Here is a 25,991-nt window from a genome sequence, read left to right as displayed (position 1 = left end):
TGCCCCTATTTTTCAAGCCGTGCCAAGGTATGTGCGTGGCGCACGACGGCTTCGCAATGGGCCGCCAACGCCTTGCGGCTGTCAAAGTCGCTAACCTTGGCGGGCGTGTGATAGATCAACTCTACCGAGCCTTGCCGACACGCGCCCAGTGTCTTTAACAGATGCGGGCCAAACTCCATATCGCCCCACCAACCATAGAACCGGTCGGGCTGCCCCTTCGGGGCATGGAAGACCACGGAAACCGGTTGAACATACATGAAATTGCGCAGTTCATCTGAAAAGAACGCCGCGAACAGCGTTGTTTTAAATGGCAAAATTCGCAATCCGTCCGTAGAGGTGCCCTCGGGGAAGAACAGCAGTTTGTGCCCAGCGGTCAATCGTTCCTCAAACACCTTTGTTTGCTCGCGCGCCTTCTTGCGGTCACGCTCGATAAACACTGTGCCGGTCGCGCGTGCCAGCCAGCCGATACCGGGCCATTTCGCGACCTCGGCCTTCGAGACAAAAAAGACCCGTTTGCGGGCGTTCAGCGCAAAAATATCCAGCCACGAGGAGTGATTAGCCACCACGGCCCCGCGTTCTTGCATCAAGTCACCCGAGGTTCGGAACCCGACGCCCAGAATGCGAAACGCGTTGCGGCAGACAAACTGGCTGATGAAGGGTGTGATCGGTCGGCGTGGACCGTAGATCGGACGTTCGACCAGGCGGACGGTCAGCAACAGGATCAGGCCGCTAGTCACCAAAAGGGCTAGCGGCAGGCCGCGCAAGATCACCAGCCCCCACCCGATTACGCCAAGCTCGATCGGATCGGGCGCATCTTCGCTTTGCCAGGATTGATCGCTCACCAGATTACGCCCCACTATAGATACGACGCTGGCGCTCATTCATGCGGGCGGTGTCCAGGATCAGGCACACATCAGTGGTGTTGAACGCATGGTCGATAAAGGCGCCCTCTCCCACAAACCCGCCCAACCGCAGATAGGCTTTGATTAGCGACGGCACCTGCACCATTGCGGTGCGGCGGTCCAGGTCTTCGGGCGCAACAAGGTTCATGTTCTGATACCTGTCCGGCTGGGCCTTCACACGCAGGTCAGGTGGTGCCAGGTTGTTGTGGTGCAACATCGACAAGGGTTGCGCCAGGTCGTGCAGGTTGGTGCCGTGGAAACTGGCCACGCCAAACAGCACTTCGATCTCTCGTTCGGCAACATAAGCGGCCAAACCGTTCCAAAGGTGATACATGGCCGTGCCACCACGGTAGTTGGCGTGCAGGCACGAGCGACCAAGCTCCAGCAGCTTGCGACCGCTTTGTTTGAGGATGCTCAGGTCGTATTCATCTTCGGAATAAAACTGGCCCATTTCTTCGACACGTTCACCCGGTAACAGTCTGTAAACACCAATTGTTTCACCGGTTAGGTCATCAATCGCCAGCATGTGGTCAAAGTGAGGGTCGAACCTGTCTTGTTCCAGCCCTGCATCGTGATCGACCATCTCTCCTCCGCCACCCAGTTCGCGCACAAACACGTCATAGCGAAGCCGCTGCGCAGCACGCAATTCGGCCTCAGTCTCGGCGAGTTTGACGGTAAAGGATGGGCCTGCATCCGACATCAGAAATTCCGTTCTTGTTTGCGCGCTGATACCGCAGTTCTCGGGCAGATGGCAACACGGGCGAAATCCCGTGACGTTAACCTTTCCTAAACCAGTTTCACGGATCAAAGACCGGCATCAGGGCGATGCGCGTTCCGTCAATCACCACTTTTCCCTGCTCGCGAAAATTCACGGTGATCTTGCCCCCGATGTTGGACTGCACTTGTCCAACGCCCCAGTCGGGATAATCGGGGTGGCGGACAAACATGCCCGGTGCGAAAATGGCATTAAGGTCTGTCATGCAAGGGCTCCGGTCCAGCGGCAGATGAAGCAGGAGGTACGCATGCGCGACTCAGACGTCAACCTGGCCGAGTTGATCGGCTCGCGGATCTGTCACGATCTTATCAGCCCCATCGGGGCGATCACCAATGGTCTTGAGCTGCTTGAAATGGTTGGTGCGGTTCAGGGACCCGAGATGGAGCTGATCTCGGGCAGTGTCGGCAGTGCTGGGGCCAGAATTCGTTTCTTCCGCGTGGCTTTCGGGTCAGCCGGCGATCAGCCCTTGGGCCGGGCCGAGGTGACTGCGTTGCTGAAGGATGTCGAACGGGCCGGTCGTGTGCGAGTAAACTGGCACCTGACCGAGGCCGTGCCGCGCAACCAGGTCAAACTGGCGTTTCTGGCACTGATGTGCTGTGAAAGCGCGATGCCGTTTGGTGGCGAAGTTACGATTGATCATGCGGGCGAAAGCTGGACCATTACCGGATCCGCCGACAAGCTCAATGTGGATAATGATCTCTGGAAAAGCCTGCCTTCGGGGCATTTTGCCAAACCTGTGACGCCTTCTCAGGTGCAGTTCGCCCTGCTGCCCGAAAACGCCACGGCGATGGGACGGCGGGTTGCGGCGGAAACCACCTCAACCCGCGTTACGATCCGGTTTTAAGCCCGAACCGTTCCGTTCCCGCGCACAAGGTATTTAAAGCTGGTCAGCTGCGCCGCCCCTACCGGGCCTCGTGCGTGCATCTTACCAGTGGCGATGCCAATTTCAGCGCCCATCCCGAACTCACCACCATCGGCAAACTGGGTTGACGCGTTGTGCATCAGGATCGCGCTGTCGAGCCGTTCAAAAAACCGGGCGGCGGCGTCCGGATCCTCGGTCATGATGCAATCGGTGTGATTGGACCCAAACTGGCGGATATGGGCAATCGCCGCGTCGATATCCGCGACGGGCTTGGCAGCAATAACGCTGTCGAGGAATTCCTTGCCCCAATCGTCGGCAGTTGCCTCAACCACACCATCCACGTCCAATTGACCATGCGCATGAACCTCGACCCCCGCGGCAAGAAGGGATGCAATAACATCCCTGCCCAGCGTTTCCACCACGTCCTGATGGATCAGCAGGCATTCAGCCGCGCCGCAAATACCGGTGCGGCGGGTCTTGGCGTTTAGCACGACATCCTGTGTTTTCTGGGGATCAGCCGCCTTGTCGACATAGATATGCACGATGCCTTCGAGATGGGCAAAAACCGGCACACGGGCTTCGCGCTGTACCAATCCGACCAACCCTTTGCCACCGCGCGGGACAATGACGTCGACATAGTCGGTCATGGTCAACAATTCCTGAACCGCCGCACGATCCCGAGTGGGCACCAGTTGGATCGCGTCCTCGGGCAGGTTCGCAGCCTTCAATCCTTCGACCAGACAGGCACGGATGGCCCCGGAAGAGTGGAAGCTTTCAGACCCACCGCGCAGAATGACCGCATTACCGGATTTCAGGCACAAGGCGCCCGCGTCAGCCGTCACGTTGGGGCGGCTCTCATAGATCACACCGATGACGCCAAGCGGAGTACGCACGCGCTGAATGTTCAGACCTGTGGGCATGTCCCATTCGGTCAGCACTTCGCCCACGGGATCGGCTTGATCAGCAACTGTGCGCAGCCCGTCGACCATGCCCTGAACGCGGGCTTCATCCAGCATCAGGCGATCCATCATCGCCGGGCTCAGGCCCTTGTCGCGGCCAAAATCCAGATCTTTCTGGTTGGCTTTGATGATCTGTGCCCGGTTGGCCCAAACCGCATCCGCTGCCGCGATCAGCGCGGCATGTTTGCGCTCGGCACTGGCAAAGGCCAGATCAGCCGAGGCCGCTTTGGCGCGCTTCCCAAGATCGGCCATCATGCTGGGAACGTTGTCGAAATCCTTCATCTCATGTGCCTTTCGATCGGTCATTGGTGTCTTAGCATCGCGCGGCTACAGCGCCAAATCGTCCCTGTGGATCAATACAGCCCGGCCCGGATAGCCCAAAGTCGCCTCAATTTCAGAGGACTTGCGCCCTTTGATTGCATCCGCCTCTTGCGCGGTATAGCGGCTGAGCCCCTGCGCCAGACGGCGGGCCGTTGGATCAAGAATGGCCACCGGGTCGCCACGGCCAAAGTCGCCTGTCACTTCGACGATACCGGCTGGAAGCAAGCTTTTGCCATTGCCAAGCGCCTGCGCCGCGCCTTCATCAACAACAATCTCACCCCGAGGTTTCATTGCCGAGATCCAGCGTTTTCGCGCGGCATGTGGGTCCAGCGTGGCCGTAAACCACGTGCTATTCGCGCCATTTTCCAGCGTTTTCAGCGGGTTCAATGGCGAGCCTTCGATGATTGCCATGTCGCAGCCGGCGGCAGTCGCCATCTTCGCGGCGAGCAGCTTGGTTTTCATACCCCCCTTGGACAGACCCGAGCCAGCATCACCCGCCATCTCTTCGATTTCGGGAGTGATATCGCGGATCACGTCATAGCGCATGGCGTTTGGGTCGTCGTTCGGGTTGCCGGTATAGAACCCGTCCACATCCGACAGCAGAATCAACTGATCCGCACCGACGGTGACGGCGATTTGTGCGGCCAGCCGGTCATTGTCGCCATATCGGATTTCGTCGGTGGCCACGGTGTCGTTTTCATTGACGATCGGAACCACACCCAAGCCCAGCAAAGTCTCGAGCGTTGCGCGAGAGTTCAGGTACCGGCGACGGTTGGCGCTATCTTCCAGCGTCACCAGAACCTGCGCGGTGGTGATCTTGTGCGGGGTCAACGCCTCTTCATAGGCGCGGGCCAGACGGATTTGCCCGACGGCCGCCGCAGCCTGAGATTGCTCCAGCGGCAGGGTCTGCATCGGCAGGTTCAAAACGCCCCGCCCCAAAGCAATTGATCCCGAGGACACCAGAATGACGTCCGTCCCTTCCCTTTTCAACCAGGCCACATCCTGTGCCAGCGAGTGCAGCCAGTCGGATCGCAGCAAGCCGGTGTGTCGATCCACCAACAAGGCAGATCCGATTTTGACCACCAGTCGTTTGGCTGCGGTCAGGGTTGCCAAGACTGCATCTCCTCAACGGGTTTTTGGCGCAGACGGTTTTCGTCGATTTGCGCTCGCAATGCGCGCAGAACCTCGGTTACGCCCAGATGCGCGACGCCGGACATCATCATAACGGGGCCGCCAACGGCCTCTTCCAACTCGGCCTTGGCCAACGCCTGTTCGTCTTCGTCTAGCGCGTCGACTTTGTTCAGGACGGTAATCCGAGGTTTTTCCGCCAATTCACCGCCATATGCCTCAAGCTCGTGAATGATTGTCCGGTAATCTTCTGCGACGGACTCAGAGGTGCCATCGACCAGATGCAACAACACCGCGCAGCGCTCTACGTGGCCCAGGAACCGATCCCCGATCCCGCGGCCTTCGTGTGCGCCTTCGATCAGGCCGGGGATGTCGGCCACAACGAATTCAACGTTATCAACCCCCACAACGCCCAGATTGGGGTGCAAGGTGGTAAACGGATAGTCCGCAATCTTGGGGCGCGCGTTCGATGTCGCGGCCAGAAAGGTTGACTTGCCGGCGTTGGGCATCCCCAGAAGGCCGACGTCGGCGATCAGTTTCAACCGCAACCAGATGGTGCGATCAATCCCGTCCTGCCCCGGATTGGCCCGGCGTGGCGCCTGGTTTGTCGCTGATTTGAAATGCAGGTTGCCAAAGCCGCCATTGCCGCCCTTGGCCAGCAAGACCCGTTCGCCCACCTGCGTCAGATCGCAGATGACCGTCTCTTCGTCCTCGTCGAGGATTTCCGTGCCGACCGGCACCCGCAGGATGATGTCGTCGCCATCCTTGCCGGTGCGCTGTTGACCACGGCCGGGTTGGCCGCTCTTGGCAAAGAAATGCTGCTGATATCGAAAGTCGATAAGCGTGTTGAGCCCGTCAACAACCTCGGCCCAGACCGATCCGCCCTTGCCGCCGTCACCGCCATCGGGTCCGCCATATTCAATGTATTTTTCACGCCGAAAGCTGACGCAACCGCCACCGCCGGCCCCGGACCGGATGTAGACCTTTGCAAGATCGAGAAATTTCATGTTAGTCCCCTACTGCAAAGGCCCCATCGGCCACAAGTCAGAGTTTTTTGGTGTATGTCCAGGTGGGCACATTCGCATCGCGCGCCACCGAATAGATTTCGGCATCGCCAAGGTATTCAAACCCGCAATGGGTCAGTACCCGGGCCGAGGCCGGATTGTCTTGAAACACACTGGCAAACATCGAGCTGTTTTCCAGCGGGTTGGCCACAACCAATGCCTCAACTGCCAGCGACGCAACGCCGGTGTTCCAGTAGACCGGCGCAACCCAATACCCGACTTCGGACTGGTTGCGGTCCAGTCTTGTCAGCGAGATCAGACCGATCAGCTCTGGCCCGCCGTCCTTGGTTGCGTCCAGCGCCCAGACATCCTCGTCCCGCTCGTCCGCCATCGACCGTGTTACAAACGCTTCGATAGATCCCGGAGGCAGCGGATGCGGGATTGACGTTGTCATACGCGCCACGCGCTCATCGCCTGCATAATGTTCGATGAGACCCAGATCCGAACGGCGCAAGGGGCGCAGATCGAACCGCTCGGTTTCAATGACCGGCTGGTTTATTATCGTCTCAAGTTTCATGAGTGCGTTCCTCCTCCGAACAACACAAAAAGTACAGACGCAACAGTGAGGCCTGCTAACGTCCACATCAGATATTTTTCGACAGGCTGTCCTTCAACCGCATGGGCGATTCTATCGCCCGCAAATGTCCAGATTGGGTGAAGAACGACCTGACAAATCAACAAACATACAGCGATTGTGACCGTCGCCTCAAACGTCGGCGTTCCTGCTGCGACAAAGCCGGTGAACCCTGCAATGATCATCGCCCAAGCCTTGGGGTTCAGCGGGTGGACAACAAGCCCGGCCCAAAACCCTGGGGCGGTGCCCTCACCCTCGTGCCGCGACAGGCGCGTATTGGCGATCTTCCAGGCCAACCAAATAATATAGGCAGCCGAGGCATATTTAAGCACCGCAAACACCGCAGGTGCCTGTTCAGCCAGTTGTAGCAAACCAAAGCCCACAGGCCAGATAATCAATTGCTTTCCAAGAATGACGCCGCCGACAAAAGGCAGAGCCGAACGGAATCCATAGCGCGCACCTGTTCCCAGCAGGACCATATTGGCTGGTCCCGGCGTGCCGACCTGACTGGCGGCAAAGATGAGGAAACTGGTGGTTGCGACTGTCATCGGACTTTTCGATCAAAACTTCGTTAAAACGAGAAAGGGGACCGGCATTTGCTGCCGGTCCCCCATGAATTTTCAAACCTTATGGGTTTCGGCTTACTCTGCGGCCTCCGCCACTGGCAGGACCGAAATAAAGGTGCGGTTTTTGAGACCCTTGTGGAACTTTACAGCGCCATCTGTGGTCGCAAAGATCGTGTGATCTTTGCCCATACCTACGCCCTCGCCCGGCCAAAACTTGGTACCGCGCTGACGTACGATGATGTTGCCCGAGATGGCGGCCTGACCACCATAGAGTTTCACGCCAAGGCGGCGACCAGCTGAGTCGCGACCGTTACGGGAGGAACCGCCAGCTTTTTTATGTGCCATTCTCTCTCTCCTTAGCCTTTAGCCAGCTCTTTGGCCTGCTCAACCCATTCGGGTTTCACTTTGACCGTTTCGATAGCAGCAATCTGCTCGTCCGACAAGGCGGCCAGAGCGGCAAAGCTCTCGATACCAGCTTCATTCAGCTTCTTGGCAGCGGCAGGGCCGACACCTGTCAGCGCAGTCAGATCGTCTGCGGCCGCAGCAGCGGCAGGTGCCTCTGCCTTGGGCTCAGCTTTCTTGGCAGGCTTTTTCGCCGCCGGAGCAGCTTCGCCGGCCGGTGCGGAACCGGTTGCAGCTTTCAGGCCGGATTTGTCAGCGCCCGACGACAGGATGTCGGTGATCTTGACCAGAGTCAGCTTTTGACGGTGGCCAACAGTACGCTTCGAGCTGTGTTTACGACGGCGCTTGACGAAGTTGATGACCTTGTCACCTTTGATCTGTTCGATCACTTCGGCCTGTACGGCCGCACCGTCAACGAAAGGCGCGCCAACAACCGGAGCGTCACCGCCCAGCATCAGTACGTCGTTGAATTGAACTTTTTCACCTGCGTCGGCAGCCAGCTTTTCAATACGGAGGATATCACCCGCCTGAACCTTGTACTGCTTGCCGCCAGTCTTGAGGACCGCAAACATGCGTCTTTCCTTTTCAAAACCGCGTTCTGTGGTCCCCGATTCACGGGTGTTTTCGGCTTTCGCCACCTCGAACAGCGCGCCCTTTTCGGGCTGTGTGACGACCCCTGGGACAGGCCCGTTGGGTCAATAATAACGAGACCCGGCGCGGAAGAACCGGCCGGGATGCGCGCTTATCCATAGATTGCAGGAGAAAGTCAACACGTAATGCAGGCTTAAAGATCCGAGCCGCTCAGAACCTGCGAGACCGCCTGACCCATCTCAAAATATATCTTATCATACATCCGGTCAAAGCTTTCAAACAGGGCCGAATTGACAGCTTTGCCTGTGTCGGTGCGCGAAAAGGCGATGTTCTCGCGTATCTGCGCGTCGCTCAGCGGTTGATAGGCAAGCAGAAGAAAGGAATAAAGCCAGGTCTCAGTCTCTTGCGTTATGCTGTCCTGCTGCGACAAAAGCTCGGCCAGCAGGTCGGCATCATCGCCCCCGAGCAGCGCATTCATGCCCCGGAAAAAGTTGTAATCAGCGCTTATGGCGTTTTGAACATTCTGGTCGATCAGATCGTTGACCTGAATGAACTCAGTAACAAGCCGGAATATCTCGCTGTCGCGGTCCCCGGTCCGATAACTGTCCTTGGCCAATTCCTCGATTGCTTCGTCGGCAAAGGCTACGCGGGCCGAGTTCTCCAGCGTCACGATGGTCTGGCCCAGATCGCTTTCAAAGAACACTATAGCGCGTTCTAATTGGCTGTCGGTTAATTCCTGGCGAAATACCGTGGAAATCTCATTGTGCATCCAGACCGGGTCATAAATCCTGTCCACCTGGGCGTCGAATACGGGTCCGCCGGCGTTGTTAAGGAAAGAGGTCTTGATCTCTTGCCCCGCAGCGTTGCCCTCATCGCGCAGAATTTCGATGACCTGATCCATTTGCATCGCCTGCATCAGGCGATCCAGCTGTTCCTCGGCCTGCAATGGAAAGGCCCAAAGAGCAAACGCCGCAACTGCTGCGACCTGACGCATCAGATATCCTGTGCGGGGTGCAGATCCGCCATTTTGACAGCCAGAATCTCAAACTTCCGGGCCATGATCTCATATTGGATGGCGTTCAGAAGTTCATAGACCTCTTGCATCAACGGCTGTTCCAGCGCTTCCGCATAAGAAATGACATCCGCGTCCGAAAAATCCTGATAGGTATAAGCTGCCCCGGCCAACGCGGACAGTTGCAGCGATTGACGCATGCCGGTTTCGTTCTGCTTCATCATGTTCCGCAACTCATCCGCGCCAAGCTGAAGTTCAATAATGCCCGAGGCGCTGGCGGCCAGAAGGAACCGTATCTGAATTTCCTGCAGGGCCCGCAACGCCGTTCCGCTGGAATCAATGGCGTTGTTCATACGTTTGAGGTTTTCAACCCGCAGCGACCCTTCCTGGATCAGATCGGCGACAATCTCTTGCCCTTCCAGCTGCTTCGCACCGTCATCTTCGATCATATGCGAAGTGTTCTCCGCCTCAACCAGCCGTTGGCCCAGATCCGAGGCATAAAACTCCACCGCATGGTTCAAGGCGTCGTCGCTCAGGGTTTGCTCCAGAATGGACACAGCGGTTTCATGCATGTCCTCGGTGTCGAAAACCTCTTTGGTCAGGCGCGTCCAATCGGACCCGAACCCATCGGGATCAATCCCCAACATCTGCGGCGCCGAAGCTGACGCCAGCGCGATGCTTTCCAAAGCGACGTCAAAGCCGGTTGTGGTCAGAAATGCCTCAATCCGGTCCCGGCTGGCGGCGGCAGAAGGCAAAGGCACCAATGACAGGGCCAAAAGAAGCAGGGAAAAAGGAAGGGCGATGCGGTGCGTTAGATAAGTCATAATCAGAAGCCTAGGCGTTTTCTGCCGTCAGGCAATGGAAAATCCCGACTTAGTGAATTTCCGGAATTTTCTGCTTGCACCCCTGCGCTTTCCTCACTAAATCCCCCCCTCACAGACCCCCGCGGAGAGGTGCCGGAGTGGTCGAACGGGGCGGTCTCGAAAACCGTTGTGGGTGCAAGCCCACCCAGGGTTCGAATCCCTGTCTCTCCGCCACTATTCCCAGGCATAGCTTAGACTACTTGCAAGAAACAAAACGGCTTTTCTTTCGGAAAGAGGGTTGAACTGTGGTGTAAGCACTTAGTGCTCAAGCCTAATCCGGGTCAATCTGTAGAGCCTTCACTTTCATTGGCAGCTTAAGCAACCACAGAACGTTCGACTTAATTGTCGGGCCTCGAAACGCCCGACACGTATCAGGATCGCTGTGCAGGACGCCACATCAGCCACTCAGGAGGGCAACCTTCAACCGGATTACACATGCCGGTCACTTCGAACCCGTACCGTTCATAGAAGCTGACGTTTTCTTCTTTGCTGCACTCCAGATATGCGGGTTTGTTGGCCTGATCGGCCAGTTCAAGGCCAGCTTCCATCAATTTGCCACCCACGCCCGTGCCCCTTGCCGCAACTGTTGTGCCGATCACGTATAAATAAAAGTGTGGTTCCTTGGGTTGGTGGCTGGCAATCGTGTCATCTGCGGGCAATGCCCGGATCAGGCGACGCAAGCCTCCGTGGCGGATCAAGGTACATGCCGTGGGAACCATCTTAACAAAGGCGATATGTTTGGGCACTTCAGGAGGTATCCACATCGTGCCGCCGGAATGATCGTCGGCCACGTGGCCGAAGCCATGCTTTAGATACAATTCCCGGGCAACAAACGTGTTGTATGCTGTGATTGAGGCCTGCGGCCCCAGCAAAAAGTCGTTTACCGGATCACCAGTAAAGCTCTCGCCAATTATCGCGCCAATAAGATCGTGCTCATCGGGGCGAAGGTATCTGATGCTCATGCAAGCTCCTGTTTGGCGAAATTCTGTCATGGCAGGCGAAGTTAGCCCTTCTAGGGATCAAACGACGCATCGAGTCTGCCCAATACCCAAAAGTTTGTCGAGGACTGCCCCAGCGGAAGCGTAAGTTAGCTGAATTGAGATGCAGACGTGATGAGTGGCATATTGTTGCCAGCAAGGTCTCATCTGATCGGCGCTCTGTGGCTCAATCCCTGTAATTGAACAGATTTGGCAGGTTTTCCCCTTTGCAATCAGATAGTTTACAGACATCTCAGCGACTGACATTCCAAAGGAGACTCCTATGTCGCGAACAATCCTATTTGCTGTAATCATAGCCGGCCTTGGGGCCGGACTTTATTATTATCTGAACCAACCCGAATCCACACCGGCCGAACAATTGCAATCGGCAGCGCAGGATGCTGGTGATGCGGTCAACGACGCAGTGGATGCCACCACTGAACAAGCGAACGAGGCTGCTTCGTCGATCGCCACTCAGGCATCAGACGCAGTAGAACAAGCCGGAGATGCGGCAACCGATCTGGCCAATCAGGCAGGTGATGAGGTTGCTGCGCTGGCAAATCAGGGGCAAGACCTGATCAACTCATGGATCGAAGATGGCGCACTGACGGTGCAGAACTTTGATTATGACACGATGGTTGCGTCCATTCAGGAAAGCACTATGGCGCAGGATATCAAGACACAGGCCATCCAAATACTGGATGACATCAAGGCATCCCCGCAGACCATTGTGGCCAAAATTGAAGAGCTTCGGACCCTTCTGACCGGGCAATAAGTTTATGGGCGCCCTCGACTCTCGGTGCTGATCCGAACTCCTGTAACGTCACGGCTTAGCCAGATTGACGATCCGCCAAGCATTTGTTTGGGTTCTTCTATACAGAAGCACACACCAGACTGAACCATATCAATGCGCTCAGATCAGGGTTTTGCTGTATCCCCGCCCCACTTTGGGGCTGGGATTTTTCAGGATAAGGAACCGACAATGACAACCCTGCCTTCGACCATGTTCGCCGTCATACAAACCCATGACGGGTATTCTGACACCGCAACCGGACCCGTTATTGACGCCGCTGCTGATTGGTTGGCCGAAGCCGAGGTTCCGGTGCCACAGCCCGGCCCGGGACAGGTTCTGATCCGCTTGCGTACCGCGTCGGTGAACCCATCAGATATTCACTTTATCAAGGGCGAATACGGCCAACCCCGTGTCCAGGATACCCCGGCTGGATTCGAAGGATGCGGCGATGTGGTGGCCACTGGCGCAGGGGCTGAAGCCTTAAATGGTCTGCGCGTGGCATTTGTGGCAGCAAACGCAGGCGCCTGGGCGGAATACGTGGTGACACAAGCACAAATGTGCATTCCTCTGCGCCCCGAGATTTCGGACGAGGACGGGTCCGCGCAGATCGTGAACCCTCTGACCGCGATGGCGATGGTGGACATCGCGCGCGGCGATGGCGATGCTTTTGTTGTGTCGGCGGCAACCAGCCAGTTGGGCAAACTCATGTGCAGCCTTGGCCGGGATCTGGGCTTGAAACCCATCGCCCTGGTGCGTCGGTCGGATGCGGTCGAAGCGCTCAAAGAGCTGGGCGCACATGAGGTTTTGGTCGCAACCGATCCAGATGTAACCCAGAAATTCGCGGCGCTAAGCAAAGAGCTCAAACCACGGGTATTTCTGGATGCCGTCGCCGATCAGCTATCCGAGCAGATATTCTGCGCCATGCCAAACGGCGCACGTTGGATTTGTTATGGCAAGCTCAGCGCCGAGTTGCCGAAACTGACGCAAACCGGGCAGTTGATATTCATGGGCAAACGGATCGAGGGCTTTTGGCTGACCCAGTGGATGACCTCGACCCCGCCCGCCGATCAGATGCGGGTTGTGGGTGAAGTTCAGGCGCGTTTTGCTGATGGACGTTGGAAAACCGATGTATCCGAACGGCTTGCACTGCGGGATGTGGTATCAAATCTGGCTGATGCGCTGAAAAAGGGTGACGGAAAGGTGATTATCACGCCATAGTAGAACCAAGCCCCGGATGGCCGAGCATATCCGGGGCACCATAACGCCGGACGAACCGGCATTGGGAGGTGACTTTGGATAACGCGCAGCTGCTGATTAGCGGGCTGGCGAATGGCTGTGTCTACGGCCTAATCGCCCTTGGATTTGTTTTGATCTACAAAGCGACAGAGGCGGTGAACTTCGCACAGGGCGATTTCATGATGCTGGGGGCGTTTGTCACCATCGGCCTTACCAATACCGAATACATGGGCCTGCCCTTCTGGCTGGCTCTACCGATCTCACTGGGGATCATGGGGGCCTTGGGCTATCTGCTTGATCGCCTGATCATCCGTCGCATATTTGGCGAAAGCCAGACGGCTGTTGTGATCCTGACGATCGCCCTGGGCTTTGTCATCCGGTTCGCGGCCGGGTTGATTTGGGGGCACGAGCCGCAGACGCTGCAGAACCCTCTGGCCGGGAAAGAGGTCCGGTTTGGTGGGCTGGTTCTGGGGATGGAGGACGTGGCCGTTATCGTCGTCACTATCCTGTTGACCTGGGGGCTATACGTCTTTTTCAGCCGCACAAAGCTGGGTCTTGCGATGCAGGGCGCGTCGCAGAACCAGTTGGCGGCGTATTACATGGGAATTCCGGTAAAACGTGTTCAGGGCTTTATCTGGGCGCTGGCGGGTGTGGTGGCCGGAATTGCGGGTATCCTGTTTGCGGCCAAGGGATCGGTGGACCCTACAACCGGTCTGTTGGGGATCAAGGCTTTTGCCGCAGCGGTGATCGGTGGGTTCGGCAGCCTTCCCGGCGCGCTGGCCGGAGGGCTGATCGTCGGTGTGATTGAACCTTTTGCCAGCCGTTACATTGCCGCAGGTTACAGCCAGATCGCACCCTACGCATTGCTTCTGGTGGTTCTGATCTTCCGGCCCAACGGGCTGTTCAGTCAGGTTCGGATCAAAAAGGTCTAAGCCCATGCGGATCGTTTTCAAAACCAACTACATGCAAGATATCCGACCATGGAAAGATGGCTACCAGCTCTGCCTCTATTTGATCTTGCTGGTCGTTGTTGCCGTGGCACCTTGGTGGCTGGATGACTTCTACCTCGGAGAACTGACAAATGTCCTGATCTGGGCTGTCGCCGGGCTTGGTCTCATGGTGCTGACTGGTCACACCGGTCAGGTCAGCCTGGGCCACGCGGCATTTCTGGCCTTTGGCTGCTATGCTAACGTCATCCTGATCGAGGCAGGAGTGCCGTTTCTGATCGCCTTCCCCTTGGCCGGTGTCCTGACCGGGATTGCCGGGGTGACCGTTGCCATCCCTGCCCTACGCCTGCACGGCATCTATCTGGCGATCTTCACCATGGCGCTGTCGATCCTGATGGATGACGTTATTGTTCTGGCCGAACCTCTTACCGGTGGTGTGGCTGGTAAGTACCTGGGTGGCGTAGAAATACTTGGCCATCTTGTCGATCGCTGGGCCACCCCGGTTCAGTTTTTCTGGCTGGTGCTTGGCGTCGTGGTCCTGGTCACACTTGGCTATATCAACCTGCTGCGCGCGCCTTTGGGGCGCAGTTTTATCGCCGTGCGCGATTCCGAGGTTTCGGCGCAGGCGATGGGCGTGGATATCGCCCGGACCAAGATGATTTCTTTCGCCCTGTCCTGCGCCGTTACAGGCTGGGCCGGCGCGCTGATGGGAATGTATGCAGGCGCCTTCAACAATGAATCCTTCAACGTCTTGATCTCGATCCAGTTGCTGATGATGATCGTAATCGGAGGGCTGGGCTCAATCCATGGGGCGTTTTTGGGGGCTGTCATCATCGGCTTCCTGCCGCAATTCCTGTCGATCTCGAAGGAATACTTTGGTGCACTGCTTGGCGGTAATACAGTCGCGATACCGGGGTTGGAATTCGGCGTCTTCGGCATGATCCTGATCGCCTTCATTCTGTTCGAACCCATGGGCATGTATGGCCGTTGGCTGAAGATCCGCACCTGGTTCGAGCTGTTTCCCTTTTACCGCAAGGATATGTTCAAGCGTCAGAAATCCTATCTCAAGACGGAGCGTCTGAGATGAGCCTTCTTGAGTTCGAAAACGTCACCCTGAAATTCGGTGGCCTGACCGCGGTAAAGGACCTGTCATTTGCTGTTGAAGAAGGCGAGGTTTTTGCCATCGTTGGCCCCAACGGCGCTGGCAAATCCACGGTCTTTAATCTGATTTCCCGGTTCTACGATCCCTATGCCGGAACGATCCAGTTTGACGGGCATGACCTGCTGAAGGTCAAACCGTCAGGCGTTGCAGCTTATGGCGTGGCGCGAACATTTCAGAACATCGAACTGTTCGAACACGCTACCGTTTTGCAAAACCTGCTGGTCGGGCGGCATCGGCATCGCAAGACCAACGTGCTGTCCGAGATTTTGTTCCTGCCTTCGGCGCGACGACAAGAGATTGCGAACCGGGAAAAGGTTGAAAAGATCATAGATTTCCTCGACCTGCAGGCCTTTCGCGACAAAATGATCTCGGGTCTTCCTTACGGCGTGCGCAAAGTTGTCGAGGTGGCGCGGGCACTGGCCACGGATCCCAAACTGTTGCTGCTGGACGAACCGGCCTCGGGTCTGTCGGTTGAGGAGACCACCGATATGCGCTGGTGGATCGACGATATCCGGCGTCAGATGGGCATTACTGTTCTGATGGTCGAGCATGATATGGGTCTGGTGTCGGGAGTGTCCGATCGGGTTCTGGCGATGGCGGACGGGGCCAAGCTGGCGCTGGGAACACCCGCGCAGGTGCAGTCGCATCCGGCCGTGGTTGAGGCCTATCTGGGGAAGGCCTCATGACCGAGCCGATCCTCACCATTCGCAATGTCGAAAGCTTTTATGGTCCGATCATGGCTATTCGGGGTGTGTCTCTGGACGTCCATGTCGGTCAGATCGTCTCAATCCTTGGAGCCAACGGCGCGGGCAAGACCACGCTGCTGAAAACTGTCTCGGGTGTGATGGATCCCGAAAAAGGCAAAATCATCTTTGACGACCAGGAAATCCAAGGCTTGGAGCCGCATAAGGTCGTGCAAAAAGGCATTGTGCATGTTCCTGAAGGCCGCGAAGTTTTTCCGTTGATGACGGTGGATGAAAACCTCAGCCTCGGGGCATACACATCCTCGAACAAGGGTCAGATAGACCATGACCGCGATCTGGTGTTTTCCTACTTTCCCATCCTCAAGGACCGCCGCATGCAAGAGGCGGGCACCCTGTCAGGTGGTCAGCAACAGATGTTGGCGATTGGTCGGGGATTGATGGCCAGCCCTAAGATCATGCTGCTGGACGAGCCGTCCCTGGGCCTGTCCCCATTGCTGGTACAGGAAATCTTTGGCATTCTGAAACGGCTGAACACTGAACAGAACATGACCATGATGCTGGTCGAGCAGAACGCCAATGCAGCGTTGGATTTGGCCCGCCACGGTTATGTGATGGAGGTCGGTCGCATCGTCATGGATGGTGCCGCCGATATTCTGATGCAGTCCGACGACATCCAGAACTTCTATCTGGGCGTTCAAGAAGAGGGCGCGCGGGAAAACCGCCGCTGGAAGCGTAAAAAGACGTGGAGGTGACGGCGTGAACATCAGTACCCTGCCCCCGCAAACCACGATCAATGGCATCCGGTTCAACGCGACCCCCGGTCAGCGCCCCTTGGTCGTGGATGAATGCAAGACCATTTGCGAACTTTTCCAAAAGCGCTGCGCGAATCTCGGCGACCGGACTGCACATCGGGAAAAAGACTTTGGCATCTGGAAGCCCTATTCCTGGGCCGACTACTGGCAGCATGCAAAGTGGATTGGGCTGGCCCTGCGCAAGCTGGGGTTGCAACGGGGCGAGGTTGTTTCGATCTTGTCCGAAGATCGCAAGGAGTGGGCGTGGTTCGACATGGGCATTCAGGGCGTCGGAGGCATAGCCTCGGGCGTTTACACAACGGATTCCGCGAACCAGCTGAAATATCTGATCAATGACAGCGACAGCCGCTTTTTGATCGTGGAAAACGAAGAACACCTCGACAAGTATCTAGAGATCGAAGCCGATGTGTCTGGCCTTGTGAACGTCATCATTCTGGAGGACGAAGGCCTGCATGACCTGACCCATCCGCGCTGCATGATGATCCAGGATCTGTACGCACTCGGGCAACAGGTCGAGGCGGAAGAGCCAGAGCGCTTTGAGGCTGAGATTGCACTGGCCTCGCCTCAGGATACGGCGCTTTTGGTCTATACGTCGGGCACCACAGGTATGCCCAAAGGTGCGATGCTGAGTCATGAGAACATTCTGGCCGCCATCGAATGCGGTGCCCACGCCTTACCCACGTTGGACAGCGATGAGCAGCTGTGTTTCCTGCCGCTCTGCCATATCCTGGAACGTGACGTGTCAGTGTATTTCCCTCTGGCAGGGAAATGCGTGGTGAATTTCGCAGAAAGTCCCGAGACTGTTTTTGCCAACCTGCAAGAAGTTTCGCCTTCGACTTTCATCGCCGTTCCGCGAGTCTGGGAGAAGATTTTTTCCCAGGTCCAGATACTGGTACAGGACGCAACCCCGGCAGGCCGCGCTGCCTATGGCATGGCGATAAAGGTAGGCCTTGCCCGGGCCGAGTATGTTCTTGCGGGCAAACCGGTTCCCGCGGCCATCGCCGCGCAGTTCTGGCTGTGGGATCGGCTGGTGCTGCGTAACCTTCGCCGGATGTTGGGGCTGGACAAAATGCGGCGTGGTGGAACCGGGGCCGCGCCGATCTCAACCGAGTTGTTGAAATGGTATTGGGCCATTGGTGTGTCTCTGATCGAAGGGTTCGGCATGACTGAAACCTCGGGGCTGGCTACGCTTAATACGATCAAAGGTAATAAGATCGGAACCATCGGACGGGCGGTTCCAGGTAACGACATCCGCATCTCGGCGGAAGGTGAAATTCAGCTGAAAGGGCTTAACGTCTTTCAGGGCTATTGGCGCAACAACTCTAAAACAGCCGAGACATTTACCGCTGACGGCTGGCTGCAAACCGGGGACATGGGCGAGATTGATGATGAGGGCTACGTCAAAATCACCGGGCGAAAGAAAGACATCATAATCACCGCTGGCGGTAAAAACATAACCCCGGCCGAGATAGAAAGCCGGTTGAAGTTCAGCCAGTTTATCTCGGACGCGGTCATTATTGGCGATAAACGCAAATACCTGACGGCATTGATCATGATCGATCAGGAAAATGTCGAGAAGTTTGCGCAGGACCAGAAAATTCCATTTTCGAATTTTGCGTCCCTGTGCGCTGCCCCTGAGGTTTTGCAGCGGATCAAGGCCGAGGTCGATGCTGTCAACGCGGAATTTGCGCGGGTTGAACAGATCAAGGACTTTCGCCTGATCGACGTTCTGCTGACAGCTGACGACGATGAACTCACGGCCACGATGAAGCTAAAGCGGAGTTTTGTAGAGAAGAAACACGGACATCTAATTGAAGACATGTACAATTGAACCAAGGAATTACCCAAAGGGAGGAGAACTCATGAGGAACGTGATCAAACGGCTAGCAACTGCGACAGCTTTGACGGCATCCGCAACGTTCGCAGGAGCGCAAACGCAAGGTGTGACAGATGATGAGATTGTCATCGGATCGGTCAACGATCTAAGCGGCATTTTCGCGGCAGTCGGCGTTCCGGCCACCAAGGGTGCGAATGTAGTGTTCGACCGGGTCAACGCGGCCGGTGGAATCCATGGGCGTACGATCCGATTTGTTGTCGAAGACAATGGCTATCAGATGCCGCGCGCGATGCAGGGCTATAACAAGCTGCTCAATCGCGACAAGGTTTTTGCCATGTTGCTGTCGCTAGGCACGCCTATGAATCTGGCGGGATTCAAGCTGCTGGACCCTAAAGGAATACCCACGGTCGCTCCGCTGTCTGCAGCTCGGCAGATGCTGCAAGAGCCGATGGACAACAAGTTCACAGCCTTTTCGACGTATTTTGATCAAAGCCGTGTAGGCGTGAAATACCTGGCCCAGCAATTTGAATCACAATCAGTATGTTCGATGTATCTGCCTACGGATTTCGGGCAGGAAATCCTGGAAGGCAGTATCGCTGGTGCAGAAGCGGCTGGGATTAACTTTGTCGCAGAAACTACTCATAAACCAGATGAAACAGAATTTGTGGGATCGCTGAGCAAGTTGAAGGAAGAAGGCTGCGACATCGTCACCATAGCCCTAGGCGTGCGTCAGGCAATCACCGTGGTCGGCACGGCTAAGAAGATGGGCCTGACAGATATGAAATTTCTGGGAACCTCGGCCAGTTTCCTAACCGTTGTGGCGCAGGTTCCCGGAGGCGTGACGGATGGGTTTTATGCTGCCGCTTCGTGGCAGGACCTATGGGCGCGCGCGGATCAACCGGCCCCTGCGGCATTTATCGAAGAATACAAGGCCGCCACCGGTGAAGACCCGGTAGGTTTTTCGATGCTGGGATATTCGGCGGCCGAAACGATGGTCAAAGCGCTTGAGGCAGCTGGTCCCGATTTGACCTCAGAAGGCTTTATCGCCGCGATGGAGACGTTGGACTATCAGGATGAGCTGATCGGCAATCATATGACGTTTGGTCCAGATGATCATCAAGGCGCGGATTCCATTTACGTCAGCGTCGTTGAAAACGGAAGTTGGACACTGGTCTACGAGGAATAACCCTCTCGCCTTCTCAATGAAAAAGGGCTCGCGATTGCGAGCCCTTTCTTTTTCGTATCCCGCAGCAATTAGCGCTTGGAGAACTGGAACGAACGACGCGCTTTGCGCTTACCGTATTTCTTACGTTCGACAACGCGGCTGTCGCGGGTCAGGAAGCCCGCGGCTTTCAATGCGCCACGCAGGGACGGATCGTACAGTTGCAGCGCTTTCGAGATGCCGTGCTTGACCGCACCGGCCTGACCGGTCAGGCCACCGCCTTTGACGGTTGCGACAACGTCGAACTCACCTTCCACACCAGCAACCTGGAACGGCTGGCGCAGGATCAGCTGCAGAACGGGACGCGCAAAGTATACATCCTGGTCCTTGCCGTTCACGGTGACCTTGCCGGAACCCGGCTTGATCCAAACGCGGGCAACAGCGTCTTTACGCTTGCCGGTTGCGTAGGAGCGGCCAAGTTCATCACGCACGGGTTCACGTGCAATGACTTCTTCGGCCACGGCTTCAACGCCTGCAACGGCGCTCAGCTCTTCGAGAGTATTGATCTGATCAGCCATGGTCATTAGCTCCGGGTGTTTTTCTTGTTCATGGATGCAACATCCAGAACTTCGGGCGACTGGGCTTCATGCGGGTGCTCGGCACCAGCATAAACACGCAGGTTGGTCATAACCTGACGCGACAGGCGGTTGCCTGGCAGCATGCGCTTGACGGCTTGGGTCACGACGCGCTCGGGGTGTGCACCCTCGAGGATCTGCTGCTTGGTGCGCGATTTGATACCGCCCGGGTGGCCAGTGTGCCAGTAGAAGTTCTCTTCGCGCTTCTTGCCGGTCATCTGGATTTTGTCAGCGTTGATCACGATGACATTGTCGCCCATGTCCATGTTCGGGGTGAACGACGCTTTGTGCTTGCCACGCAGACGCATGGCGACGATCGAGGCAAGACGGCCCAGAACAACGCCTTCGGCGTCGATCAGGATCCATTTCTTGTCGATGTCTGCAGGTGTTGCAGAAAAGGTTTTCATGGCAGGATAGTCCTGTTTGATGTGAAAGACCGCCCCCTTGCGGTGCGGTCCGAATTCGATGGATGGGTATCTAGAGGCAGCTGATCGGCGCGTCAAGGACAGTAATCTTGATTTAAATAAGTAAAAACAAGACGTTAAAAAATAGGTATTATATTACCCCATAATTTTCCTGGTTTCTTGCAAAACCAAAGTACACTCGCCCAGGCTCAATTCGCTAAAGGAGCACGCAATGACAGACTGGCAGCAAGCTATCGCGACGTATGGAGCAGCCTGGCAACAAGCGGATGCTGGCAAACGTCTGGACCTTTTAAAGGCGTGTTTTGCCGAAGATGGCCGTTATGTCGACCCAACAGCAGAGGTACGAGGTCGGACAGGTTTGTGTGATCATATCGGAGATGTTCTGCAGAGTTCTGACGGCCGAGTTGAGCTGACAAGCAAACCGACCAACCATCACGATGTTGTCCACTTTACATGGCATATGATTGGGCCCGACGGTCGTGAGTATGTCTCTGGCCACGATTTCGTTCGATTGAATGAGGCCGGAAAGATTGCTTTCCTGGCCGGATTTTTTGGGGACCCTGACCCCATAGGCTAGACGCTGATCTGCTCGGGCGGGTTGTCCAGCAGCGCCCGCAACCGGTGCATCGCGTCTTCGAACCGATCCAGTGACACATGCCCGTTCATGGCAATGCGCACAGCGTTGGGCGCGCGTCCGTCGCGCAGGGCAAACTCATCAGCTGACCGCAATTGAATCCCTTCCCGCTCGGCCGCGCGGCTGAACGCGGCTGCGCGCCAGCCCGACGGCAGGCTGAGCCAGACAAAGGGTACGTCGGGTGCCCAGTTCAGATCGAACCCGCCCAGTGCGTTAACCGCAACCCGCACATAGTCCCCCATGCGCACCCGAACGTTTTTAGCGATTTGGCGCGTTCGAGGGTCGGACAGAAGCAGGCGGGTCAGTTCGGCCAGCGGTTGCGCCAACCCAAAATACCCATATTCAGCAGATCGCCGCAGGTCGACGCTACGCTCTCTTGGTGCAATGGCAAAACCGACGCGCAACGCAGGCGTCAGAATTTTTGAGATTGACGACACGTGCCACCCCCTTTCCGGGGCCAAAGCGCGATAGCTGGGTTCGCGAGCGTCACCCATGCGATAACAATCATCCTCGATGATCTGAACATCGAACCGCCGCGCGACGTCGACAATTTCCTTGCGGCGTTCAAGTGGGGTATGGGTGCCGGTCGGATTTTGTACTTCGGGTGAGACGCAAATGGCCTGCGCCGGGGTCTGGCGCAGCACATGTTCCATCGCCATCGGGTCGACCCCCCATTTGTCCATCTTCACGCCGACCACTTCGGCGCGCATCAGTTCTCCGGCGCGGCGGAAACCTGCGTAAGACAGGTCTTCAACCAATACGACCGGTTTGGGCCCGCGCAGGATAGTTTGAAACACAAGGCACAGCCCGTTTTGTCCCCCATGGGTCAGGACAATGTCGTCATGGGACAGAGGGCCCAGCGGAAGGTCAGACAACCAGTCCACCACCGCTTGCCGCATCGGCTTATAGGCATCGCGTGTCGGATAGTTCAGGAAAAGTCGCGGATCAGACTGCGAGACTTTCTCAAGGCACTCCCGGATCAGGGCCACCTGCCCCACATCTGCCAATCGCGGGCTGAACAAGCTGACATTTGCGTCATACTTTTCGTCCTTCAGATGCAGTTGCCGGGCCCAGACGTCATCCAAAATCGGGGCCTTTGGGGGGGCTACAAATGTACCACGCCCAACCTCGGCCAGTAACAATCCTTCATCTGTCAGAATCGTATAGGCCCGCGCGACCGTGCCTGGCGTGATTTGTAACCGGTAGGCAAGTTCCCGCACCGGAGGCAGCTTTGTTCCGACCTCCAGTATCTTGTTATCAATCGCTTTTCGGATTGTATCAGCGACTACGGCGTACTTTGGGCCCTTGGATTTCGGCAGCGCCTCTGGCCAAATTGTATCCATTACAATTCTTCCTTTGATTTTGACACAATCCTGAATGTATCAAGTACATGTACCGAACATATTACCTTTGTGTCAATACAATTTGAAAGGATACCCACGATGACACGCGCAATGCACACCCCCGCCCTCATGCTGCTGAACGACAGTCCCCGGCTGCCGCTGATCGCTGCGCTGGCCGTGCGGTTTGCGGCGACTGTCACAAGATGGGAACGTCAACGCCGCAGCCGTATTAACTTGTCAAAACTGGACGACAGGCTTTTGAAGGATGTCGGGTTAACCCGGTATCAGGCCTCACAGGAGGTAAGCCGCCAGTTCTGGCAAGGCTAGTTAATCCCCAGTCCCATTTCGGGACCTCTTCCTTGGCCGGGTTTTACACCCGGCCCTTTTTTACCCAAATTCCGCAGCGGCCGAGCCTTCGGGTGGCAGAGAATACGTCAATGTTGCGCGCGCTACTGGTTTGTCTGATCCTTCAGAGTACAAAAGAACATCGCCAACCGCGAGCGATCGCCCAAGTTTCAGCAATGTACAACGGGCTATCATATCGTTGCCGCCGTCCGGTTTGCGCATGAAATCCATCGAGCACCCCGTTGTCACTGCAAGGGCTTGACGGCCTTTACGGGCCAGTATGATAGCATAGACGCAGACGTCGGCCAGCCCAAACATGGACGGCCCTGATACGGTTCCGCCTGGACGTAGATGGGCATCCCTGACCAGCAGGCGCATGACGATTGAGGTCTCGTTCAGTTCCTCGACTACAAAATCCTTATGCACTTGCGGAAAGATATTCTCCATATAGTCCGCAAGCTGTTCCTGGTTCATGACCAATGACATACTTCCCCTCCTCGATTTGCCCGCCTAGAGTTGGCCCGACATCACATCGGAGGGCAAGATGGCAATTCTGGAACGTAGCGACAACGGCGCGGTCGCCAAATTGAAAATGAACACGCCAGAGCGCCTGAACGCCCTGAGCGATGAGATGCTGGCCGCCCTTCAGGCCGAGTTCGACGCTTTGCGCGAGGATAGATCGGTTCGCGCTGTTGTACTGTCCGGTGAGGGTAAGGCGTTCTGCGCCGGGCATGACCTGAAACAGATGACCGCTGGGCGTCAGGCAGAAGACGGCGGAAAGGCCTATTTCGAAGACCTGTTCGGCAGGTGCACCCAGATGATGTTGTCGATCCAGTCTCTGCCCCAACCCGTCATCGCGCAGGTTCACGGAATCGCCACCGCCGCGGGATGTCAGCTGGTGGCGACTTGTGATTTGGCTGTCGCAGCCGAGGGGACGCGGTTTGGCGTCAACGGTGTGAATATCGGACTGTTCTGTTCAACGCCGATGGTTGCGCTCAGTCGCAACATCCCACGCAAGCGCGCGTTCGAGATGCTGACCACTGGCGATTTCATTTCTGCCGAAAAAGCGGCAGAATTGGGTCTGATCAACCGTGTTGTGCCGGAAATGCTGTTGGAACATGAAACAACCGCCTTCGCCAATCAATTGGCGTCCAAGCTGGGATCTGCGGTGAAAATCGGCAAGCAGGCGTTCTACAAGCAGTTGGAATTGCCCGTTGAACAGGCCTATGCCTATGCTGGCGAGGTAATGGCACAGAATATGTTGTATCGGGATACCGAAGAAGGAATCTCGGCATTTATTGAGAAAAGACCCCCAAATTGGCGTCAATAAGGCGATTGTAATCAACATTTTTCACTACTGTTCTCATTTTAGCACTTTTCAAAAGGGCAACACTGTGTCAAAGCTGGGTCAGGGCTAAGGCTCTGGATACACTTTTGGGTCGCTGTGGGCGGAAGGTCCCTCCGAGCTGGTTTCTCTCACCGGCGTAGACATTCCCGCAACGGCGACCCCAAGACCTCTCTTTGCATTGTTAATTCGAACAGTCGATGATGGCTCGTGTTGCGTTGTGTGGTGACCTGCCATATGTGGCAGCGCATGACACAGAAATTGCATATCGTGGGCGGCGGCATGGCCGGGTCCGAGGCTGCGTGGCAGGCGGCGGAAATGGGCGTGGACGTGGTGATCCACGAAATGCGCCCCAATGTGGGCACCTTTGCGCATCAAACCAGCAACCTGGCCGAGATGGTCTGTTCAAACTCCTTCCGCTCGGACGATGATGAACAAAACGCCGTGGGATTGCTGCATTGGGAAATGCGCGCCGCTGACGGGTTGATTATGACAACTGCTGACGAATACAAGCTGCCTGCGGGCGGTGCGTTGGCTGTTGACCGCGATCTATTTGCCGAAGCTGTCACTGCCAAGTTGCAGGTCCATCCACGGGTTGAAGTTACTTCAGAGGAGGTGACCACCCTGCCCGACGATGGACATTGGATCTTTGCCACCGGCCCGCTGACCTCTGCCGATTTAGGAGCGGCCATCCGGTCTGAGACCGGCGCCGAGTCGCTGGCGTTTTTCGATGCCATTGCACCGATTGTCTACGCTGAAAGCATCGACATGAGCAAAGCGTGGATGCAGTCGCGCTATGACAAGGGCGAAACCGAAGAGGAACGCACTGCCTATCTGAACTGCCCGATGGACCGCGATCAGTACGAAGCCTTTATCGACGCCCTGCTGGCCGCCGACAAGACCGAGTTCCACGAGGGCGAAACCGCGGGCTATTTCGATGGCTGCCTGCCGATTGAGGTGATGTCAGAGCGTGGGCGTGAAACCCTGCGTCATGGTCCTATGAAGCCCGTTGGCCTGACCAACCCGCATCAGCCGGACGTCAAGCCCCATGCGGTGGTTCAATTGCGCCGTGACAATGCCCTGGGAACGCTGTTCAACATCGTTGGGTTTCAAACCAAGATGAAATACGGTGCTCAGACCGATGTGTTCCGCATGATCCCCGGCCTGGAAAACGCCAGCTTTGCACGTCTGGGCGGTATCCACCGTAACACGTTCATTAACTCTCCTACCTTGCTGGATTCTCAGATGCGCCTGAAATCCAGACCGAACATCCGTTTTGCCGGTCAGATCACCGGGGTCGAAGGTTATGTCGAAAGCGCGGCCATGGGGCTGCTGGCTGGCCGTCTGGCTGCTGCTGAAATTCTGGGGCAGGTCCTGCCCGAAGTACCACAGGACAGCGCCATGGGGGCCCTGATCCATCACATCACCGGCGGGGCTGAGGCCAAGACCTTTCAGCCCATGAACGTCAATTTCGGCCTGTTCCGTCCGGTTGATGGCCTGAAAGGTGGACGACGTGGCCGCAAGGATCGCTACAAGGCCTATACAGACCGGGCCAAGGAAGAATGGAACAGCTGGTTAACGCATTGCTGACTGGACGCCTGTGCCCCGCGCGGCG

At 56.6% G+C, this 25,991-nt stretch carries 30 protein-coding genes and 1 tRNA gene; 14 read left to right on the top strand and 17 right to left on the bottom strand.

All coding sequences use genetic code 11. From position 1 onward, the window contains the following. Positions 1-5: 5 nt before the first annotated feature. The 3 genes from olsA to RUM8411_RS18210 form a co-directional block, all read right to left on the bottom strand. Entirely contained in the window at positions 6-881 is an 876-nt protein-coding gene (gene olsA / locus RUM8411_RS18220) for a lyso-ornithine lipid O-acyltransferase (RefSeq protein ID WP_085824144.1), read from the bottom strand. Continuing rightward, positions 847-1,602 carry an L-ornithine N(alpha)-acyltransferase gene (gene olsB / locus RUM8411_RS18215; RefSeq protein ID WP_085824143.1) on the bottom strand — a complete coding sequence of 252 codons (756 nt, stop codon included), beginning with the start codon at positions 1,600-1,602 and terminating at the stop codon, positions 847-849. Before olsB ends, olsA begins: the two co-directional genes overlap by 35 nt. A gap of 97 nt (positions 1,603-1,699) precedes the next feature. Next, positions 1,700-1,882, bottom strand: a complete 183-nt coding sequence (locus tag RUM8411_RS18210; RefSeq protein WP_085824142.1) for a DUF3553 domain-containing protein — start codon at positions 1,880-1,882, stop codon at positions 1,700-1,702. Between the two features lie 42 nt (positions 1,883-1,924). Here RUM8411_RS18210 and RUM8411_RS18205 point away from each other — a divergent pair, with 42 nt between their 5' ends. Continuing rightward, positions 1,925-2,521 carry a histidine phosphotransferase family protein gene (locus RUM8411_RS18205; RefSeq protein WP_085824141.1) on the top strand — a complete coding sequence of 199 codons (597 nt, stop codon included), beginning with the start codon at positions 1,925-1,927 and terminating at the stop codon, positions 2,519-2,521. Here the strand turns inward: RUM8411_RS18205 and RUM8411_RS18200 are convergent. The 9 genes from RUM8411_RS18200 to RUM8411_RS18160 all read right to left on the bottom strand — a co-directional run bounded on the left by RUM8411_RS18200 (position 2,518) and on the right by RUM8411_RS18160 (position 9,980). Further along, positions 2,518-3,780, bottom strand: a complete 1,263-nt coding sequence (locus RUM8411_RS18200) for a glutamate-5-semialdehyde dehydrogenase (protein WP_085824198.1) — start codon at positions 3,778-3,780, stop codon at positions 2,518-2,520. The genes RUM8411_RS18205 and RUM8411_RS18200 overlap by 4 nt on opposite strands. 45 nt (positions 3,781-3,825) lie before the next feature. Continuing rightward, complete coding sequence (gene proB, locus RUM8411_RS18195) at positions 3,826-4,932, bottom strand: glutamate 5-kinase (RefSeq protein ID WP_085824140.1); 1,107 nt, start codon at positions 4,930-4,932, stop codon at positions 3,826-3,828. Continuing rightward, positions 4,920-5,954 (bottom strand): GTPase ObgE, encoded by a 1,035-nt coding sequence (obgE, locus tag RUM8411_RS18190; protein ID WP_085824139.1) that lies wholly within the window; start codon positions 5,952-5,954, stop codon positions 4,920-4,922. Before obgE ends, proB begins: the two co-directional genes overlap by 13 nt. 37 nt (positions 5,955-5,991) lie before the next feature. Then, positions 5,992-6,528 (bottom strand): GNAT family N-acetyltransferase, encoded by a 537-nt coding sequence (locus tag RUM8411_RS18185; RefSeq protein ID WP_085824138.1) that lies wholly within the window; start codon positions 6,526-6,528, stop codon positions 5,992-5,994. Then, entirely contained in the window at positions 6,525-7,133 is a 609-nt protein-coding gene (locus RUM8411_RS18180; RefSeq protein WP_085824137.1) for a LysE family translocator, read from the bottom strand. Before RUM8411_RS18180 ends, RUM8411_RS18185 begins: the two co-directional genes overlap by 4 nt. Before the next feature lie 93 nt (positions 7,134-7,226). Further along, a complete protein-coding gene (rpmA, locus tag RUM8411_RS18175; protein WP_085824136.1) occupies positions 7,227-7,496 on the bottom strand; it encodes a 50S ribosomal protein L27 in 270 nt (89 codons plus the stop codon). An 11-nt stretch (positions 7,497-7,507) separates the two neighbouring features. Beyond that, positions 7,508-8,125: a 50S ribosomal protein L21 gene (locus RUM8411_RS18170; RefSeq protein ID WP_085824197.1), complete on the bottom strand. Its 618-nt coding sequence runs from the start codon at positions 8,123-8,125 to the stop codon at positions 7,508-7,510. Between the two features lie 212 nt (positions 8,126-8,337). Next, positions 8,338-9,138 carry a DUF2059 domain-containing protein gene (locus tag RUM8411_RS18165; RefSeq protein ID WP_085824135.1) on the bottom strand — a complete coding sequence of 267 codons (801 nt, stop codon included), beginning with the start codon at positions 9,136-9,138 and terminating at the stop codon, positions 8,338-8,340. Next, complete coding sequence (locus RUM8411_RS18160; protein ID WP_085824134.1) at positions 9,138-9,980, bottom strand: DUF2059 domain-containing protein; 843 nt, start codon at positions 9,978-9,980, stop codon at positions 9,138-9,140. The genes RUM8411_RS18165 and RUM8411_RS18160 overlap by 1 nt, the downstream gene beginning before the upstream one ends. Positions 9,981-10,103: 123 nt before the next feature. Between RUM8411_RS18160 and RUM8411_RS18155 the strand changes: the two genes are divergently transcribed. Continuing rightward, positions 10,104-10,193: transfer RNA gene (locus tag RUM8411_RS18155), tRNA-Ser, on the top strand. Between the two features lie 197 nt (positions 10,194-10,390). Here the strand turns inward: RUM8411_RS18155 and RUM8411_RS18150 are convergent. Further along, positions 10,391-10,981 (bottom strand): GNAT family N-acetyltransferase, encoded by a 591-nt coding sequence (locus RUM8411_RS18150; RefSeq protein WP_159453927.1) that lies wholly within the window; start codon positions 10,979-10,981, stop codon positions 10,391-10,393. A gap of 298 nt (positions 10,982-11,279) precedes the next feature. Between RUM8411_RS18150 and RUM8411_RS18145 the strand changes: the two genes are divergently transcribed. The 8 genes from RUM8411_RS18145 (at position 11,280) to RUM8411_RS18110 (ending at position 19,673) form a co-directional block, all read left to right on the top strand. Further along, positions 11,280-11,771 carry a hypothetical protein gene (locus RUM8411_RS18145; RefSeq protein WP_085824132.1) on the top strand — a complete coding sequence of 164 codons (492 nt, stop codon included), beginning with the start codon at positions 11,280-11,282 and terminating at the stop codon, positions 11,769-11,771. 207 nt (positions 11,772-11,978) lie between these two features. After that, positions 11,979-13,007, top strand: a complete 1,029-nt coding sequence (locus RUM8411_RS18140; protein ID WP_085824196.1) for an alcohol dehydrogenase catalytic domain-containing protein — start codon at positions 11,979-11,981, stop codon at positions 13,005-13,007. 74 nt (positions 13,008-13,081) lie between these two features. Next, positions 13,082-13,957, top strand: coding sequence for a branched-chain amino acid ABC transporter permease (locus RUM8411_RS18135; protein ID WP_085824131.1), 876 nt, complete (start codon positions 13,082-13,084; stop codon positions 13,955-13,957). Between the two features lie 4 nt (positions 13,958-13,961). After that, positions 13,962-15,059, top strand: coding sequence for a branched-chain amino acid ABC transporter permease (locus RUM8411_RS18130; protein ID WP_085824130.1), 1,098 nt, complete (start codon positions 13,962-13,964; stop codon positions 15,057-15,059). Beyond that, positions 15,056-15,820 (top strand): ABC transporter ATP-binding protein, encoded by a 765-nt coding sequence (locus tag RUM8411_RS18125; protein ID WP_085824129.1) that lies wholly within the window; start codon positions 15,056-15,058, stop codon positions 15,818-15,820. Before RUM8411_RS18130 ends, RUM8411_RS18125 begins: the two co-directional genes overlap by 4 nt. Continuing rightward, the gene (locus RUM8411_RS18120; RefSeq protein WP_085824128.1) at positions 15,817-16,590 is read left to right on the top strand and encodes an ABC transporter ATP-binding protein; all 774 of its coding nucleotides are present in this window, start codon (positions 15,817-15,819) and stop codon (positions 16,588-16,590) included. Before RUM8411_RS18125 ends, RUM8411_RS18120 begins: the two co-directional genes overlap by 4 nt. A 4-nt stretch (positions 16,591-16,594) precedes the next feature. After that, the gene (locus RUM8411_RS18115) at positions 16,595-18,481 is read left to right on the top strand and encodes an AMP-dependent synthetase/ligase (RefSeq protein ID WP_085824127.1); all 1,887 of its coding nucleotides are present in this window, start codon (positions 16,595-16,597) and stop codon (positions 18,479-18,481) included. A gap of 31 nt (positions 18,482-18,512) precedes the next feature. Continuing rightward, positions 18,513-19,673, top strand: coding sequence for an ABC transporter substrate-binding protein (locus RUM8411_RS18110; protein ID WP_085824126.1), 1,161 nt, complete (start codon positions 18,513-18,515; stop codon positions 19,671-19,673). Positions 19,674-19,741: 68 nt separating this feature from the next. On the opposite strand, the gene rpsI is transcribed toward RUM8411_RS18110, so the two are convergent. Together rpsI and rplM are read right to left on the bottom strand one after the other, a co-directional pair. Further along, complete coding sequence (gene rpsI, locus RUM8411_RS18105) at positions 19,742-20,227, bottom strand: 30S ribosomal protein S9 (protein WP_085824195.1); 486 nt, start codon at positions 20,225-20,227, stop codon at positions 19,742-19,744. A gap of 5 nt (positions 20,228-20,232) precedes the next feature. Next, positions 20,233-20,691, bottom strand: a complete 459-nt coding sequence (gene rplM, locus RUM8411_RS18100; protein WP_085824125.1) for a 50S ribosomal protein L13 — start codon at positions 20,689-20,691, stop codon at positions 20,233-20,235. A gap of 229 nt (positions 20,692-20,920) precedes the next feature. Here rplM and RUM8411_RS18095 point away from each other — a divergent pair, with 229 nt between their 5' ends. After that, complete coding sequence (locus tag RUM8411_RS18095) at positions 20,921-21,286, top strand: nuclear transport factor 2 family protein (protein ID WP_085824124.1); 366 nt, start codon at positions 20,921-20,923, stop codon at positions 21,284-21,286. Here RUM8411_RS18095 and RUM8411_RS18090 read toward each other — a convergent pair. Then, complete coding sequence (locus RUM8411_RS18090) at positions 21,283-22,686, bottom strand: aminotransferase-like domain-containing protein (protein ID WP_085824123.1); 1,404 nt, start codon at positions 22,684-22,686, stop codon at positions 21,283-21,285. The two genes, RUM8411_RS18095 and RUM8411_RS18090, sit on opposite strands and share 4 nt — an antisense overlap. Positions 22,687-22,785: 99 nt before the next feature. On the opposite strand from RUM8411_RS18090, the gene RUM8411_RS18085 reads away from it, so the two are divergent. Continuing rightward, the gene (locus tag RUM8411_RS18085; protein WP_085824122.1) at positions 22,786-23,013 is read left to right on the top strand and encodes a DUF1127 domain-containing protein; all 228 of its coding nucleotides are present in this window, start codon (positions 22,786-22,788) and stop codon (positions 23,011-23,013) included. Positions 23,014-23,073: 60 nt separating this feature from the next. On the opposite strand, the gene RUM8411_RS18080 is transcribed toward RUM8411_RS18085, so the two are convergent. Further along, the gene (locus tag RUM8411_RS18080; RefSeq protein WP_085824121.1) at positions 23,074-23,517 is read right to left on the bottom strand and encodes a PaaI family thioesterase; all 444 of its coding nucleotides are present in this window, start codon (positions 23,515-23,517) and stop codon (positions 23,074-23,076) included. A gap of 58 nt (positions 23,518-23,575) precedes the next feature. Here RUM8411_RS18080 and RUM8411_RS18075 point away from each other — a divergent pair, with 58 nt between their 5' ends. Both RUM8411_RS18075 and trmFO read left to right on the top strand, forming a co-directional pair. Then, the gene (locus RUM8411_RS18075; RefSeq protein WP_085824120.1) at positions 23,576-24,361 is read left to right on the top strand and encodes an enoyl-CoA hydratase; all 786 of its coding nucleotides are present in this window, start codon (positions 23,576-23,578) and stop codon (positions 24,359-24,361) included. A gap of 264 nt (positions 24,362-24,625) precedes the next feature. Beyond that, a complete protein-coding gene (gene trmFO / locus RUM8411_RS18070) occupies positions 24,626-25,966 on the top strand; it encodes a methylenetetrahydrofolate--tRNA-(uracil(54)-C(5))-methyltransferase (FADH(2)-oxidizing) TrmFO (protein WP_085824194.1) in 1,341 nt (446 codons plus the stop codon). The last annotated feature ends 25 nt before the right edge of the window (positions 25,967-25,991 follow it).

The sequence above is a fragment of the Ruegeria meonggei genome (assembly GCF_900172215.1).
Taxonomy (GTDB): Bacteria; Pseudomonadota; Alphaproteobacteria; order Rhodobacterales; family Rhodobacteraceae; genus Ruegeria; species Ruegeria meonggei.
The sequence above is the reverse complement of the archived record's forward strand: the minus strand, read 5'-3'. Positions and strand labels throughout refer to the sequence as shown.